The 15,804-nt window shown below is 61.4% G+C and carries 16 protein-coding genes, 1 tRNA gene and 1 pseudogene; 8 read left to right on the top strand and 10 right to left on the bottom strand.

Going from position 1 to position 15,804, the window contains the following annotated elements:
- Positions 1-100, top strand: a pseudogene (locus tag VJV58_RS02140) (HNH endonuclease); the annotation flags it as partial.
- A 108-nt stretch (positions 101-208) separates the two neighbouring features.
- On the opposite strand, the gene VJV58_RS02145 reads toward VJV58_RS02140, so the two are convergent.
- The 6 genes from VJV58_RS02145 to VJV58_RS02170 form a co-directional block, all read right to left on the bottom strand.
- Positions 209-1,261, bottom strand: coding sequence for an SDR family oxidoreductase (locus tag VJV58_RS02145; protein ID WP_324135685.1), 1,053 nt, complete (start codon positions 1,259-1,261; stop codon positions 209-211).
- Positions 1,262-1,405: 144 nt separating this feature from the next.
- Positions 1,406-3,073, bottom strand: a complete 1,668-nt coding sequence (locus VJV58_RS02150) for a GMC family oxidoreductase (protein WP_324135686.1) — start codon at positions 3,071-3,073, stop codon at positions 1,406-1,408.
- Positions 3,063-3,731, bottom strand: a complete 669-nt coding sequence (locus VJV58_RS02155; protein ID WP_324135687.1) for a gluconate 2-dehydrogenase subunit 3 family protein — start codon at positions 3,729-3,731, stop codon at positions 3,063-3,065. Before VJV58_RS02155 ends, VJV58_RS02150 begins: the two co-directional genes overlap by 11 nt.
- Positions 3,724-4,707 carry a hypothetical protein gene (locus VJV58_RS02160; RefSeq protein ID WP_324135688.1) on the bottom strand — a complete coding sequence of 328 codons (984 nt, stop codon included), beginning with the start codon at positions 4,705-4,707 and terminating at the stop codon, positions 3,724-3,726. The genes VJV58_RS02155 and VJV58_RS02160 overlap by 8 nt, the downstream gene beginning before the upstream one ends.
- Positions 4,700-5,809, bottom strand: coding sequence for an enolase C-terminal domain-like protein (locus tag VJV58_RS02165; protein WP_324135689.1), 1,110 nt, complete (start codon positions 5,807-5,809; stop codon positions 4,700-4,702). The genes VJV58_RS02160 and VJV58_RS02165 overlap by 8 nt, the downstream gene beginning before the upstream one ends.
- Positions 5,810-5,815: 6 nt before the next feature.
- The gene (locus VJV58_RS02170; protein ID WP_324135690.1) at positions 5,816-7,591 is read right to left on the bottom strand and encodes a thiamine pyrophosphate-requiring protein; all 1,776 of its coding nucleotides are present in this window, start codon (positions 7,589-7,591) and stop codon (positions 5,816-5,818) included.
- Between the two features lie 309 nt (positions 7,592-7,900).
- Here VJV58_RS02170 and greA point away from each other — a divergent pair, with 309 nt between their 5' ends.
- From greA to VJV58_RS02190, 4 genes are all read left to right on the top strand, one after another.
- On the top strand, positions 7,901-8,365 hold the full coding sequence (gene greA, locus VJV58_RS02175) for a transcription elongation factor GreA (protein WP_324135691.1): 465 nt from the start codon (positions 7,901-7,903) through the stop codon (positions 8,363-8,365).
- Positions 8,366-8,664: 299 nt separating this feature from the next.
- A complete protein-coding gene (locus tag VJV58_RS02180; RefSeq protein WP_324135692.1) occupies positions 8,665-9,636 on the top strand; it encodes a S1C family serine protease in 972 nt (323 codons plus the stop codon).
- Between the two features lie 67 nt (positions 9,637-9,703).
- The gene (locus VJV58_RS02185) at positions 9,704-10,777 is read left to right on the top strand and encodes a phospholipase (RefSeq protein WP_324135693.1); all 1,074 of its coding nucleotides are present in this window, start codon (positions 9,704-9,706) and stop codon (positions 10,775-10,777) included.
- Positions 10,778-10,850: 73 nt separating this feature from the next.
- Positions 10,851-11,057: a hypothetical protein gene (locus VJV58_RS02190; RefSeq protein ID WP_324135694.1), complete on the top strand. Its 207-nt coding sequence runs from the start codon at positions 10,851-10,853 to the stop codon at positions 11,055-11,057.
- 17 nt (positions 11,058-11,074) lie between these two features.
- Here the strand turns inward: VJV58_RS02190 and VJV58_RS02195 are convergent, their stop codons facing one another.
- The 3 genes from VJV58_RS02195 to VJV58_RS02205 all read right to left on the bottom strand — a co-directional run bounded on the left by VJV58_RS02195 (position 11,075) and on the right by VJV58_RS02205 (position 13,200).
- Positions 11,075-11,746 (bottom strand): DsbA family protein, encoded by a 672-nt coding sequence (locus tag VJV58_RS02195; protein WP_324135695.1) that lies wholly within the window; start codon positions 11,744-11,746, stop codon positions 11,075-11,077.
- 31 nt (positions 11,747-11,777) lie between these two features.
- The gene (locus VJV58_RS02200) at positions 11,778-12,554 is read right to left on the bottom strand and encodes a sulfite exporter TauE/SafE family protein (protein WP_414641377.1); all 777 of its coding nucleotides are present in this window, start codon (positions 12,552-12,554) and stop codon (positions 11,778-11,780) included.
- A 178-nt stretch (positions 12,555-12,732) separates the two neighbouring features.
- Entirely contained in the window at positions 12,733-13,200 is a 468-nt protein-coding gene (locus tag VJV58_RS02205) for a hypothetical protein (RefSeq protein WP_324135696.1), read from the bottom strand.
- 182 nt (positions 13,201-13,382) lie between these two features.
- Between VJV58_RS02205 and VJV58_RS02210 the strand changes: the two genes are divergently transcribed.
- Together VJV58_RS02210 and VJV58_RS02215 are read left to right on the top strand one after the other, a co-directional pair.
- Entirely contained in the window at positions 13,383-13,640 is a 258-nt protein-coding gene (locus tag VJV58_RS02210; protein WP_324135700.1) for a PsiF family protein, read from the top strand.
- Positions 13,641-13,825: 185 nt separating this feature from the next.
- The gene (locus VJV58_RS02215) at positions 13,826-14,890 is read left to right on the top strand and encodes an AbrB family transcriptional regulator (protein ID WP_324135697.1); all 1,065 of its coding nucleotides are present in this window, start codon (positions 13,826-13,828) and stop codon (positions 14,888-14,890) included.
- 13 nt (positions 14,891-14,903) lie between these two features.
- Here the strand turns inward: VJV58_RS02215 and VJV58_RS02220 are convergent, their stop codons facing one another.
- Positions 14,904-15,434 (bottom strand): disulfide bond formation protein B, encoded by a 531-nt coding sequence (locus VJV58_RS02220; RefSeq protein WP_414641378.1) that lies wholly within the window; start codon positions 15,432-15,434, stop codon positions 14,904-14,906.
- 249 nt (positions 15,435-15,683) lie between these two features.
- Here VJV58_RS02220 and VJV58_RS02225 point away from each other — a divergent pair.
- Positions 15,684-15,768, top strand: a tRNA-Leu gene (locus VJV58_RS02225).
- Positions 15,769-15,804 lie beyond the last annotated feature (36 nt).

The following is a 15,804-nucleotide window of genomic DNA, read 5'->3' on the forward strand; positions in this document are numbered from 1 at the left end:
GGTGCATCAGCTGCATCGCAACGGCCGACTTTTCCCGCCGAATTATCTGCACGAGAGCTGGCTTGATTATCTATATTGGGATACTGAACTCGAGCCGTAGGCGATGTGGTCCCCACGAGGACACCTCAGAACGCCAAACCGCGTATCGAGCTTGCCTCATTCATGATGCCGCGAAACGCCCCCCGTTGCGCTGAACATCAATCTGTCGTTATCGCCCCAAGCGCGCGCTCGAGCGCCTGGTGCGCCCAACCTTGCCGGCCGCGGCTGCGGCCAGCACGCCCGTTGCGAACAAGAAGAGCCCACCGAGCACGATGGGCGCGACACGAGCGATGGGACCGGCCACGACGACCGCCTTCTCCGCCGCCTCGTTTCCAAAACGACCGCGCGTTCGGTGCAGCGCATGCACCGGGTCCATCAGATTATCCCTGCGGTCTGAAGCAACGGGTGCCTTGGTCTCCTGGGCTTCAAACGCGACTTTCGCCAAGTAGCGATCCAGAAACGAAGGGAGCACGACATTTCCCAGGATCACCTTCAGCGTACTCAGTCCGATCCAGTATTCCCGACGGGGATGCTGGACGGCGTCGAAAACGGCTCGCGCGATCACCTCGGGTTCAACGACCGGCGCAACCGGGCGCGGCTGCCGAGGCATGTGCGTTCGCGCCCAATCGAATTGCGGCGTGTTTACGGCCGGCAATTCCATCATCGTCACGCTGATGTTGCTGCGGTTGTGAATCAGTTCGGTACGCAGTGAATCAGTAAAGCCGCGGATGGCGTGCTTGGATCCGCAATAGGCCGATTGCAGCGGAATGCCGCGATAGGCAAGCGCTGAGCCGATCTGTATGATCTTGCCTTGGTTAAACGGCCGCATGTGCCGCAGGGCAGCCATGGTCCCGTGCACGAAACCGAGATACGTCACTTCGGTCACGCGGCGAAATTCCGCCGGCGTCATGTCCCATACGGGCGAAAAGACGGTGACCATCGCGTCGTTGATCCAGACATCGATACGCCCGAACGTGTTTTCAACCAGGTCGGCTGCGGCAAAGATGGCATCGGCATCGGCAACATCGGCCGCCGCAACTACGGCCGATCCGCCGAGTTCTTCGACTTCTCGCTTGACCGCTTCAAGGGCGTCGCGGTCTCGCGCAATCAATCCGATGCGCCAGCCAGCGCGCGCAAATCGATGAGCGGTCGCCCGCCCCACTCCGGCGGAAGCGCCGGTGATCACCACGACCTGAGGAGCCGAACTGGGAAACGAATTCATCGAAGTTGGTTCGACTGTTTAATGAAGTTGCAGACTATTATCTAAGCGGACGTTATGCGTTCAGTTCCGATAATTTTGCATTTAGCGCCATTACAATGATGCAACGCTTTTGCCGTTCTGGGCGACGCACGGTCGCCAAGCCAGTCAATCAGCGTAGGCACGGGGCTCCAGTTCACCGCGTGCCGCAAGGGCTTTGATGCGGTCCGCAGTCCGGCAGGCGATGGCCTGAATGGTGAGCGAGGGGTTGGCCCCGCCTACGGTGGGGAAAACAGAGCCGTCACAAATCCAGAGATTGGGGATGTCCCAGCTTCGACAATCGGCATCCACCACGCTGGTTGCCGGATCAAAGCCCATTCGCGCCGTTCCGTTGAGATGGCAGGTGTCATCCTCCTGGGTCCATAAGTCCTTGGCATCGACAGCTTGCAGCGCCAGGGTCATGAATTTGAGCGAATGATCGATCAGCCGTTTGTCGTTGTCGCACCAGGAATAGGTGATACGCGGAATGCGAAGCCCGTACTGGTCGACCTCGTCGGCCAGCGTGACGCGATTGGTTTCCTGCGGCAGCATCTCGCCGACGATCTTCAAACCGACCACGTGATTGTAGTCCTGCATTTCGGTAACGAGCCGAGAACCCCAAAGACCATGCGCGCTGAACTGGGTGTTGGCCCAGAGCTGCGGCAACGGGCCTTGGCTCATGTAGCTGTAGCCGCCGAAGAAATCCTTTCCCCTGTCCTCGTAATTCCAATGCTCGGTAATTGCGAGCGAGGGCGGTCCCTTGTACGAGCGCACCTCCTGCTCCATCACGCCCCAGACCGCCTGATTGGATTGCACCATCAGGTTCTTTCCGACTAGCCCCGAGCTGTTCGCAAGCCCGTCGGGAAACTTTGCATTCGCCGAATTCAACAGCAGCCGAGGAGTTTCGATCGCGTAACCAGCAACCACGACGTTCCGGGCGCGCTGAAAATGCCATGCGCCCTCGCGATGATAATTCACCCCAGTCACGAGGCCAGCGTTGTCGATCTCGATCTTGCCTACCATTGCGAGGTCACGGATTTCCGCGCCGGCAGCGAGCGCGCGGGGGATCCAGGTGACGAGCGCGCTTTGTTTGGCATTGGTCGAACAGCCCGCCACGCAGAACCCACGATACACGCAAGGATGCGCGAGCCCGCGCGGAGCCGACAACGTCGCCAACGGCGTCTCGGTCCATTTAATACCTAGCGCCTCGCATCCTCTGGCGAGCGCGACGGCCGCGGCATTGAGCGGATGGGCACGATAGGGATAGCGCGGTCGGTGAGGCCCCCAAGGATAGCTGACGGGGCCGGAAATCTTCAACGCTTGCTCGACCTCGGTGTAGTAACTCCACATCTCGCGCCAGTCGAGCGGCCAGTCCGCGCCGTAGCCGAGCAGAGTGCGTGATTTGAACCACTCGGGACGAAACCGAAGCGACACCATCGCGAAATGCACGGTCGAACCACCAACGGCCTTGCCGCTGTTGTTGCTCCCCATCTGCAGCGGATTGTCACCGTCGACGATGCGATCGTCAGTCCAGTAGAGCTTGGTCTGCGCGCTTTCGTCGGAGACGAAATCTTCAAGCGGTCGAAAATAAGGACCGGCATCGAGCGCCACGACGGAGAAGCCGTATTCGGCAAGTTTGCAGGCAAGCGTGCCGCCCCCCGCGCCGGTCCCTACGATAACGAAATCGACTGCATCGTTTGGCGAATATTCCCGCATCGGCACCCACGCGCCCGGGCGGAAGACGTCCGGGGCGCGTCCATGGCGGGCGCGTGGTGTTTGCAGTGGATCATCGGACATGGCGATTTACCCGACGCGCCGCCGCGTCATCAGCGCCGCTAGCTTCGGCTGGTTCCCATGGATCGCGCTCGTTGAAATCGAGACGGACATAGCCGCGCGGACTTGCCGGCCCACCCCATCCAATTTCGCTCCATGCGGTGGGATGAGCGTAATAAGCAAGGACGACGTCTCGTCCCATTCTTCTTCTGAAAAAATCAGCCGAACGCATGCCGCCCCATTCGGCTCGGCGCAATTCGCCACGCTCCATCTGCTGAAGCAAGGATTCTTGCGCAGTTGTAGCTAGCGTGTGGAAGCGCGCGCCGTGGGCTGCTTCCGCTTCAGCATCGAGAGCCCGCAAGCCGAGCCGCCAAGCCTCACCGTCACGCGGCATTCCCGGGACCCGATATCCGTCGGAGATGCCCCCGTGCAGCTTGCGATCGACCAAAGCCGCCACTGGTATGGTGGGGCGCGAGCCAGGCTGAGGCACCATGCGAGCCGCGATCGCCGTGACAGTTTCGAACTCCTCCCTGGAAAAAAAGCGCGGCTCGCGATCGACCGAAAGCCGCCGCGCGATCTCGCGACGGGTTTGTTCATTCCACGATGGCCCATTGCGCTTGGAGAGGACATCGTAGCCCGGATAGCGGCCCTGGGGCGCGAGAGGTTTGGTGCGGTCATGCATCCGGATGGTCCCTCATCAGCGCAAGCGCGGCGAGACCTGCAAGCGCAAGGCCCGCAAAACTCGGAGGCGCGGGAATCGGCGGCCCATTGAGGATGTTTTGCGTCCAGTTGCGCCAACCGCCCATGTTGCGGGAAACGCCGTAAACGTGAAATCCGGAACCGGCGAAACCCATCGCGGCGAGTACGCGCATCCAGCCGCGAGTGAAGCGGTGATCGTGTCCCGGTCCGTGAACGGCGGCGGAGGCGAGCAGGATCGCCCCCAAAGGAGGCAAGGTCACCGGGAGCAGCATGAAGGGATCGTGAAACGCGCCGCGGAAATGCAGCAGCCCGGCCTCGCCCGTCGTACCAAGCAATCCCGCGCTAACCACGGCCGCCATGGTGCGGCCCGCCGGCAGTTCGAATATTTCCGGCCTCGTCCCGGGTTCACTCTCGCGAACTCGCTCAGAGCAAAATCCAACAAGGCCCGACAGAAGAATGGCCATCGGCGCGCCGAGCGGCGCGTGATAAAAAAGATTCTGCCAGCTAAAGCCGCCTACTTGCTTGCCGACATTGTAGATGTGAAACCCGCTTCCGAGCAGACCGGTTATCGCGGCGAGCACGTAGGTCGCATCTCGAAATTTGTGTGCGGCCGGCCGCATGTCCGAAGTGCCGTGAATACTGATCGCAAGGGTTAGTGCCGACACAATCAAGGGCGTGAACATCGCCTTGTTTTTGAATGAACCGCGATAATGCTCGATACCGCTGTCGGTAAGAACGGACGTCGCCAGAATGCCGGCCGCGCGATTAAGCCGCCGCGCGGCGAGCACCGTGGCCGGGCTGTGCGGCGGAGGCGTCAACTTTGATAAATCGCTCCGCGTTTTCCGTTTGACGGTCCTGCGCCGGGACGCTTGAACCGATAAGGTCGCGCCTAACGCCAGGCTGGCCAAAGCGAGGCCCCCGTACACCAGCAGATTGGGCTTTTTCAATTGATCATGCATTTCCTGAAACGGCGTAACGCGCGGCGTCCTGGTGTTTAAAGGTCAGACCGTGCCCGGGCCGCGAGAGATCAGGACGGATCGTTCCGTTGTTCGGCACGGGCGCTCCTTCAAATAGCATCCGCTCAATGCGGACATGATCGTGAAACCACTCCAAATGGCGCAACCGGGGACACGCGCAGGCCGGATGCACATGCAGCGCCGGCGCACAATGTCCTGACAGATCGATGTGAAAGCCTTCGCACAGGGCGGCGATCTGAAGAAAACCCGTAATGCCGCCGCACCGCGTGACGTCTGCCTGTTGCACATCAACCGCGCCTGCTTGCAGCATGTTGCGCACACAGTCGACCGTATAGGCATATTCGCCGGCGGCGATTTCCATGCCCGCCGGCGCGCGCTTCCGCACCGCGCACAGGCCCGGTAGATCATCTGAAGACACCGGCTCCTCGAACCAGCCGACGTTCTGTTCAGCGAATTCGTCGGCGAGTCCGAGTGCTTGCTGCACGCGATAAGCGCCGTTCGCATCGACAAACAAAACAGCGTCCTTGCCAATCGCCTGCTTCGCGGCCTTCACCCGTTCCGGATCACGCTCCGGCTCCGAACCCACCTTCATCTTGACCAGCCTGCAGCCTTCATCCTCGACCCAGCCACCGAGTTGGTCCTGAAGCTCTTTGTCCGTGTAGGTGGTAAAGCCGCCGCTTCCATAGATCGGCAGTGAATCGCGGTAACTGCCAAGGAGCATCAGCAGCGGTATCTGGAGCACATGCGCCTTGAGGTCGTAGAGCGCGGTATCGACGGCGGAAATCGCAGTCGCTGCCAGACCGTCGCGGCCGAGATTGCGGACCGCTCTCTGCATCGCTAACCAGGCAGCTTGCGGATTGAATGCGTCGGAGCCCTCGATGGTTGCCGCAAGTTTCCCGCAAATCAGCTCAACTATCGACGCATTGGAATAAGTGTAGCCGACGCCCATTTTGCCGCCGCCTGAAACCTGCACCAGTACAAGCGTGGTCGAATTCCAGCTTATCGTACCATCCGCCTCGGGCTTGTCAGTCGGAATCTCGAACGCTTGCGCCCGCACGCTATCGATCGAGACTTCCGGCTTCATGGGGGTTCAATCCTTCCCGGGAAGAACGCTGGCAAGCAATTCCTTTGCGCTGTTCTTCAGCACGCTTCCGAGTTCGGGTTCCGACGGAATCATGCTGACGAAGTTCTTGGCCTCCTTCAGCGTGATGTGCGGTGGAAGCGGCGGCACGTTGGGATCGGTGTAGGCTTCCAGAATCACCGGGCGATCCGCCGACAGCGCCTCGTCCCATGCAGATCCGACTTTGTCGGGATTGTCGACGAAGATGCCCTTCAGTCCGAGCAGCTCAGCATACTTATGATATGGAAAATCCGGAATGGCCTGAGTGGACTCGGTCTTGCCTTCGCCGAGCTGAATCCGCTCTTCCCAGGTCACTTGATTGAGATCGCGATTGTTGAGAACCAGCACGATCAATCGCGGGTTCGACCACTGCTTCCAATATTTGGAGATCGTGATCATCACGTTGAGGCCATTCATCTGCATGGCGCCATCGCCCATGCAGGCGATCACGGTGCGGTCGGGATAGGCCATCTTGCCGGCCACAGCGTAAGGCGTACCCGCTCCCAGTGAAGCCAACCCGCCCGACAGCGAGGCCTTCATCCCGCGGCGCATCTTCAGATCCCGCGCATACCAGTTCGCGACCGAGCCGGAATCGGCGGTAATAATGGCGTTATCGGGTAAGCGCGGAGATAGCTCCCAAAATACCCGCTGCGGATTGAGCGGTTCGGCGCTGTCCATCGCGCGCGCTTCAAGCGTCTTCCACCACTCCTTGAGGCCACTCTCGATCCCGCGGGTCCAGGAAGATTCCTTCTTCTGCGTCAGCATCGGCAGCAGAGCCCGCAAGGTCGTGGCGCTGTCACCAACCATGTTGATTTCCATGGGATAGCGCAAACTCAGCCTGCTGCCATCGATATCGATCTGCACGCCGCGCGCGGCGCCTGGCTCGGGCAGAAATTCGCTGTACGGAAATGCAGAACCGACCATCAGGAAGGTGTCGCAGTTTTTCATCAGATCCCAACTCGGTTTGGTCCCGAGCAGTCCGATGGAGCCGGTGACAAATGGCAGGTCGTCAGGAAGCGCGGCCTTGCCCAACAGTGCTTTTGCTACCCCTGCCTGTAGCCGCTGCGCGACTGCGATGACTTCGTCAGTCGCGTCGAGAGCGCCGGCGCCGACCAGCATCGCGACTTTCTTGCCGCTGTTCAGGACATCGGCGGCCGCCCGCAGCAGTGGCTCATCGGGCAATTTCGCCGGCCCCGCATAGCCTACGCCTGTGTGGGTTGCCCCGTGCGCCACCGGCGGGTCTGCGTATTCGAGTTCCTGGAGATCGTTCGGAAGGATTACGCAACTGACCCCCTTCTTGTTGTGCGCGATTCGTACCGCGCGATCGATCAGATGACGAACCTGTGTGGGAACGCTGGCGAGCCCAACATACTCGGTAACATCTTGAAAAAGATTCTGGAGATCGACCTCTTGCTGATAGCTGGCGCCCAATCCGCTTCGCGCCTGCTGCCCGACAAGCGCAACGACGGGAACGTGATCCATTTTGGCGTCGTACAATCCATTGAGCAGATGGATCGCACCTGGTCCGGAGGTCGCATAACAAAGCCCAACCTGTCCGGTAAATTTCGCATGCGCCGAGGCCATGAATGCCGCCATTTCCTCATGCCGGACCTGCACGTATTCCATGCGGTCCTTCGCTTTCTCTAGCGCGACGTCCAGACCTCCAACACCGTCGCCGGGATACCCATAGACTCGTCTCAATCCCCACTCCGATAATCGGTGCCAAACATACTCGCTCACGTTCATGGGGTCCTCCTGGCGAGGCGTGCGGAAGCAACGAAGTCGCTGGGTGTAGTTTTCAACGTTGCGTCCAAACAAACGTTGCAACGATGAAAGCCTTTTAATTTCGGGCCAATTGGTCTCACGCGGACGTGAAATGCCGAGTGAGAGCACCCCTGCTCCGTATGCTCTGATGTGCCCCGCTCCCAAGGCCCGGTGTTGGCCCGACCCCGCTTCACACCCGATCCGGGGTCAGAGCGGAACGGAACTGCAAGATGCGTGTTCCCTTTGTCGGAACGCTTCAACGTGTAAGCTGCGGGGTATGGATCAGGATCGATGAGCAGAGCATTCGTTAAAGAACATGATTCAGATTACCTGGAGGACGTGGCGGATCGTCCGGTTTCCGACCATCCCAACGACGTCACAGAGGCGGGCCTGAAGCAGATCGAGGCCGCGCTGGAGGCGGCCGGGCAGGCCTACGCCAAGGCCCAGGCCGGGGCGGATCGCTCCGCGCTGGCGGCCGCAGCCCGGGACCTCCGATATTGGACCGCGCGACGGGCGAGCGCGCGCGTGATCGCGGCCCCACGCGGTCCGACAGAAGTTCGGTTCGGCACCTCGGTGACGATCCTCCGCGATGACGGTCGGGAGCAGACATTCCGGATTGTCGGCGAAGACGAGGCCGACCCTGCACACGGCTCGATATCCCACGTTTCGCCGCTCGCGCGAGCGATGTTCGGCAAGCGGGTCGGCGATGTCGTTGCGGCCGGCACGAGTGAAGCCGAGATCATCCGCATCCAGTGAGCGGTTCTCTTCAAAGGCGGGAGCCCGCCTCAGTACGCAAGTCCAGCATCCGGTCACGCGCGACGGCCGCTACTTCATCCTGCGCGGCAAGCTATGGCGACTGCCCAATCCCAAACTTGCGTCGGCGAAAAAACGCGCTCATCGGCTAGTCGATGAAGGCGCATAGCGGCGCTGGGCTTTAACAAATCCTGGGACGAGAGACTTTCGCACCGGCCGTTTGCGCCATATGATCGTAAATGGTTTCGCGAACCCTGTTCAGTGCGGACTTCGCGGCGCACCCGCAGGTCAGGAGATCCTCCATGCCTTCGTTGACCGAATGGAAAGTACCACCGGCGTATCAGCCGCGCCCGGGCGATTACAGTTTCGATCTGGAGCGCGCGCTTTCCTCAGTAGTCGGGCTGCATTCGATCATTCCCTCCGATGCTTTCAGTGCGGAGACCCTTGGCACAGAACGGGCTGGTAATGGCGTGCTGATCGACAACGGGCTGGTGCTAACCATCGGCTACCTGATCACGGAAGCCGATGCTGTCTGGCTGCATCTCGGTGATGGGCGCGTGGTCGAGGGTCACGCACTTGGGTTCGATTTCGAAAGTGGGTTCGGTCTGGTGCAGGCGCTTGGCTCTATCGATCTCGATCCGTTGCCGCTTGGCTCGTCGACCGCCGCGGCTATCGGCGATCGCGTCGTTGTGGGCGGTGCCGGAGGACGTACGCGATCGGTGGCGTGCCAGATCGCCGCCAAGCAGGAGTTCGCCGGTTACTGGGAGTATCTGCTCGATCAGGCAATTTTCACCCACCCCGCGCATCCCAACTGGGGCGGCACCGGGCTAATCTCCAATCGCGGCGAGCTGATCGGCATCGGCTCGCTTCAGCTTGAGCGCGAGCGGGACGGCAAGGCCGAGCACGTCAACATGATCGTGCCGATCGATTTGCTCAAGCCGGTGCTTGACGATCTCAGAAAATTTGGCCGCATCAATAAGCCGGCGAGGCCCTGGCTCGGTATGTATTCGACCGAAATCGACAACCGCGTGGTGGTGATCGGTATCTCGTCCAAGGGCCCCGCGGCACGTGCCGAACTCAAGGCGGGCGACGTCATCCTGGCGGTCAAAGGCGAGAAGGTCTCAAGTCAGACGGCTTTCTATCGAAAACTGTGGGCGCTTGGGCCGGCAGGCATCGACGTCCCGCTGACCGTCTATCATGACGGCGTCACCTTTGACGTGGTGCTGACGTCAACGGACCGCGCCAAGCTGCTGAAGGCGCCGCAGTTGCACTAGCGAATCCGGATTTGATTCGCGCTCATCGCGCTCCAATCACTAGAGATCGCGCGAACGGAGAGCGGCGATGAGCGAGGTCGTGGTTGATGACGTCGTGGCCTTGCTGCCGCCGCTGCTCCAATCGCTTGAAGCGCTGGCGTTCATCTCCCGCCATCTGAACCCGCCAGAGTTCGGCGCTGTGATGGAAGCCGCCGGCACGCCGGACCACGGACTGCAAGCGCTCCGCGGCAGCTTGGGCGACTGGCCCCAGCAATTTGCCGGGCTGAGGTCCTCGCTCGAAACCGCGAGCGATGCGGCGTTGGCAGCATTCGCAGGGTTGCGCGCCGTTCAAAACGGCGACGGCGACCTGATCACGGTGTTTCGCGCCCTCAGGCACGTGCCGCTTGCCAAGGAAGCGCTTTATCCACTCGCCGCAACTTTGCCGCCGGTGAGCAGCTTCTTTGTTGATCCTGACCTTCGCGAAGATGCCAAACTACTGAAGCGGCTGGCGCAGCCGCCACACGAAAATACCGGGATCGTTCACGACCATAACGAGCCGGGCAGCCGCGGCGGGTTCTCGCTTTACGTGCCCGAATACTACACGCCAGACCGGACCTGGCCGCTGGTGATGGCGCTGCACGGCGGCAGCGGCAATGGCCGGACGTTCCTATGGAATTGGCTTGCCGACGCGCGCAGCTTTGGTGCCGTTCTGGTTTCGCCGACCGCAACGGGCAACACCTGGGCATTGATGGGCGATGATGCCGACACGCCAAACCTCGCTCGCATTCTCGAATTCGTGCGCGGCCGCTGGAACATCGACCCGGCAAAACTGCTACTGACCGGCATGAGCGATGGCGGCACGTTCTGCTATGTGGCGGGGCTCGAGCCCGGTTCGCCATTCACCCATTTGGCGCCGGTTGCGGCAACGTTCCACCCGCTGATGGCCGAGATGGCGGACGCTGAAAGGTTGCAGCGGCTGCCAGTCTTCCTCGTGCACGGTCGGCTGGACTGGATGTTTCCGGTGCAGGTGGCGCGGCAGACCCGCGATGCATTATCGGCGGCAGGCGCCGATGTCAGCTATCACGAGCTCGATGATCTCAGCCACTGCTATCCAAGCGAGATGAACGCGCGGATCCTCCGCTGGTTATCTGCCGAACGCTGATCGGGCGCGCGCCAAGAACTGCAATCTGGAACCAACAGACCGGGGCAACGTTTGTTGGTTAGGAGGTGCGATCATGCAGATGTTGCTGGGGATTATTTTGGGTGCGCTGCTGCTGGTAGTAGGCGTCTATGCCTATGATTCGATGCAGACCTCCACCGTGGCCAATGGGCAGGTCGCGCAGGCTCGCCGCACCATCGTGAACTGGGATGTTGCCGCCGCCGATTGGGATGCGCTGAAGCGCCGCGCCCATGACGACTGGATCCGGCTGTCTTCCAAGTAATAAATAGATTCGCACATTTATTTTTTTGCCGCTTTGCGAGCGTCGGCAATCGCTTGCTCGAACTGTGCCATCGTCAGAACGCCGGGCACCCGAAACTTCCCGACGATAAACGCTGGCGTACCCCTGAAGCCGAACGCGCTGGCCTGCTCGTTGTTGCGCGCCAGCACGGCATCGATTGCCTTGCCGTTGGCGGCGAGATCGCGGGTGGCGCGATCGACGTCGATGCCAGCTGCCGCCAGCAGCTCGCGTATCCGCGGCTCGGTCAGCTTCGAGTTGACGCCCATCAGCGCCTCGTGAGCCCCTACATATTTTTCCTGATATTTACAGGCCAGCGCCATGCGGGCCGCTGCCACCGACACAGGTCCGAGAATCGGCCAGTCCTTCTGCACCAGCCTGATGTCGCCATCGTCGTGCACCACCTGCCCCAGCTCAGGCTCGACCTTGCGGCAATACGGACATTGATAGTCGAAATATTCGACGATCGTGATGTCGCCGTTGACGTTGCCGGCTACTGGAATCTCCGGGTCGCGCAGCACCAGTGCTTCCGTCAGAACCGTTTCCTCGTTGCTTTGGGCAGAGGAGGCATGAGGCGCGGATGCAAGCAGCGCCGCGCCGACGCCGAGCAGACCGAGAGCCTCGCGACGGGTGCGTCGCTGATGCAGCGGGAGCGCATCGATCGGCTTTCTCATTCTCATCTCCCCGGGCCTTCGGATTCGCCCATCAGAACAGGTTCAGGCTACGTAACAGCATATAGAGCGCCACCGCCGCGATTACACCAGCAAACACCGTGTTAAGCGCCCCGCGTCGATCAGCGAGCAACCGCGCCAATCGCGTACCCATCAATCCGCCGCAGATACCGCCTGCAACGAACAGCCCTGCCAATCCCCAGGCGATCAAGCCGGACCACGCATAGCTGGCGGCGGTGGTCAGACCGAAAGCCGTTACTGCGACCAGCGAAGAGCTGACCGCGTTCATGATCGACATTCCCGTCGCCAGCATCAGCGCGGGCACAATCAGAAAGCCGCCACCGATGCCGAAGAAGCCCGACAGCGTGCCGGTCGCGAGTCCCAGCCCCAGAATGGCCGGCATGTTGGACCAGCTCATTTTGGCATCGGGCAAGCCGACCCGTGCCCGGGTTTTCAACATCAGCCCGGCGATAACCAGCATCAGCAGCGCAAACAATGCCAGCAGCTTCTGGCCATCGAGCATCTTGCCGAAGATCGATCCGACAAGCGCGCCGACGATCCCGGCGGCAGCGAAAGGCAGCGCGCAGCTCCACCTCACCGTGCCGCCGCGAGCATGATTGGACAGATTGACCGCGGCATTGGCGGCGACCGCAATGGCGCTCGTGCCGATCGCGACATGTGGCTCGGGCACGCCGACCAGATAAACCATCAGCGGCACCGCAAGTATGGATCCACCGCCGCCGACCAGACCCAGCGAAAAACCGACCAGCGCGCCCGATGCCAGTCCCAGCACGGCCATGATCGAGGTCATCAGATCGGAAACATCGCTTGCACCTCGGAAAGCCGTGCTGGCTGCTGGCAAATATCTATGACGGAGAAGGCAGCGCATCCCGGCGCGGCTGATCGCAATCAAGCGAAAAATCACTGGAGCAGGGATTGGCCGGCGCGGCCGGCCAAGAAAACCCGACCGCGCGGCAAACCAGCGGCGATCAGCCCTTCAGTTTCTTGGTGCACTCGCTGTAATAGCCGCCGCCCTTCTGTATCCATTTCAGGCCGCCATTGGCGTTGGTGGCTTTGTTGGCGTTGTATTGATCGACGCAGGTGTGCATGCGGGCCTTGCCGGCGGTCTCCTTTGAATATTTCGGATCGACGGCGGTGGGGAATACCGCATTTCCGGTCGGTGCGGTGGCAGGTGCTGCGGTTGTTGCTGGTTTCTTGGATTTGGCTTCCGCCTCTTTGGGTGCCGCTGGAGCCGCGGCGGGGGCGGCCGCCGCCTCCGCGCATTTCGTTTTGCGGAAATCGTTCCACTTCTCACCGTTGAGGGTGCCGGCTGACTTGGCGGCCTGATACTTTGCGCTGCATTCCTGCGCGGTCAGAGCCTGCGCCGGGGCCGTTGCCATTAGCGCGGCAAAACTCGCCCCAGCCAATGTGCACAATATTTTTGCATGAATACTCATTTCTGGTCTCCTTGGGGCATGACGATCTGAGAAATACATCCTAGCGCCACGATGGCGGCTGACAACGGAAGCGGCAAAAATTATCTTTCCCGCCAAATCCAGTCCGCACAGGTCCATTCATCCGCGGTTCAGCATGCTCACGTGAAATTGACGGGCTCTTCAACCAAAAGGTGCTCCCCATGATGACGATATCCTCCCGCGCCGCTGCGCTTGCCGTTGCGTCCCTGTTCCTGGTCAGTCCGGCATTTGCGCAGGCCACCGCGCCAGCAGCGGCTCCGAGCGCCAAGGCGGAAAAGAAGATGGAGAAGCCGCGAACGGCCGCCTCCCTCGAATGCTCGAAGGAAGCCGACGCCAAGTCGATCCACGGCAAAGAGCGCAAGAAGTTCATGTCCGAATGCAAAAAGGCCGGCAAGGAGACCGCCGCCAAGCCGAAATCGTAGTCCGCTCCGCCCTCCCCTGAAAACGGGGAGGGCAATCGGCGCCTGAAGGCAGGCCGATCTTTGCTTTCCCATCTCGATCACGCCGGCAGGCCGAAGCGCACACCGCGCGCAATGCTGCACCGCTCTGGCGCATTTGTCGCTCCGGTCCGGATTTGCCATAAGGCGGCGTGAGCCTGATTCCTTCGATGGCGTTCGCCATCCCGACCCGCGCCAAAACTCTCAACGTGCTTGAAACCCTCGTCATCGGCAGTGCCGGGGGCGCGTTATTTTTATGGGCAAACCTGCCCGGCGGCTTGATTTCCGGTGCGATGATAGCGGTCGGCGTGGCCGCCATCGCGGGGCGACCCCTAAGCCTGCCGCCGATCCTGACCCAGTCTGTTCTGCTACTGCTCGGCATATCCCTGGGCTCGCTGGTGTCACGGCAATTGCTGCAGCACATTGGTACCTATCCTCTCACTGTCGGCCTGCTGGCGCTGGCCACGTTTTGCTCCACCTTGGGAAGCAGTCTTTATTTGCAGCGGATGCACGGCTGGGACCGCACTTCGGCATTCCTGGCGGCAAGTCCCGGCGCGTTATCGCAGATCACGATGCTGGCGATGGAGCGCGGCGCCGATGTCTCGGCCATCGCGGTGGTGCAGACCATGCGCGTGATCATCCTCACGGCCGCGCTGCCGTTATTGCTCACGGTCACCGGATTGGCGCCATCGTCACCACCTGCGGCTGCCATTGCAGTCGCCTCCCCGCTCGAATTGGCCGGATTGATTGCCGCGGCGATTGCGGTGGCGCTGTTGCTGCGGCTAATGAATTTTCCGGCGAGCTGGATGTTCGGCGCGATGATCGGGTCAAGCGTGCTTCATGGGACCGGCATGGTCGAGGGCGGCCTGCCGCCCTCGCTCCGCGGAATTGCGCTGATCGGCATTGGCGCGTTGATTGGAACACGCTTCGCGCGGATGAAGACGAGCATTCTCCTGAGTCATGTCAATGCGGCGCTCGCATCTTTCGCGATCGCTATCGCGATCTCGGCGGCCTTCGTCGGGGTGATCGTGCTGAGCACGCATGTAGGATTCGCCGACACCATCGTCGCATTCGCCCCCGGCGCGATGGACGCCATGCTGGCGCTTGCGCTGACGCTCCACATCGATCCGATCTTTGTCGGCGCGCATCATCTATCGCGGTTCGTATTCGTCACCATCGCTACGCCGGGCATTATTCATCTGTTCGGCCGGCCACAGGACGATGTCGATGACTAGCAATGCCGCGGCGTCAGCGCAGGTCCCGACGCGCGGACCTGATCGCGCCCCATGCCGCGATCGCCGCCATCAACAGCGAGATCAGCACATTATAGCCGGCGAGTGAGAGCCCAAGAAAGCGCCACTGCACTTCGTCGCAGCGCACCACCTTCACGCTATCCAGACGCTGCAGGAGATTGCCCGCGCTGCCGAGGTCCCCGACCGGACCCGTGCATTCCGTCGGCCCTTTCCACAGGCCCCATTCGACGCCGGAATGGTAGGTCGCGAGCCCGGCATTGCCCAACGTCGCGAGCGCAATGACAACAAGGCCCGTCAGCAGTACGGGGCGCGGCGCTCCCCTCGCCGCGGCCAATGCCAGCAGCAATCCAAGCGGGATGACAACATAATATGCGTAGCGCTGTTCGAGGCACAGCTGACAAGGACGAATGTCCAACACGAGTTGAAAGAACCACGCGCCGGCCAGCGTCACCGTTGCAATTCCGGTGATGGCGATTGCGGCCACTAGCGCAGCATCGACATCGTCTCGCGGCGAGGAGTTGGCGATACTCTCGAATGTCAAGGCGATCTCCTGTGCGGAAGGTCCTAGCCTGCGGCCATGGCAGTGTCGAGACGGACACGATCACAGCGTGGTGTGCTGGCTGTCTATAGCGAAGCCCTCGCCGATGCAGCTCAGCGTGGTCCTGGTGACCGAGCGGTTTCGCCTGTCCGGCCGGGCACGCGCGGGTTGACCCGCACGTGACGGCGGCTATATTCCGGCGGCTTCGCGCCATCCCAGGATTGGCAGAGCGCGGGAGCCCCTGTGGCGGAATTGGTAGACGCGCTCGACTCAAAATCGAGTTCCGCAAGGAGTGCTGGTTCGATTCCGGCCAGGGGCACCAAACTCTATGCGGCACTGCCGGTCACACAGCGGCCAA

The organism is Bradyrhizobium sp., assembly GCF_035273305.1.
Lineage (GTDB): Bacteria > Pseudomonadota > Alphaproteobacteria > Rhizobiales > Xanthobacteraceae > Bradyrhizobium.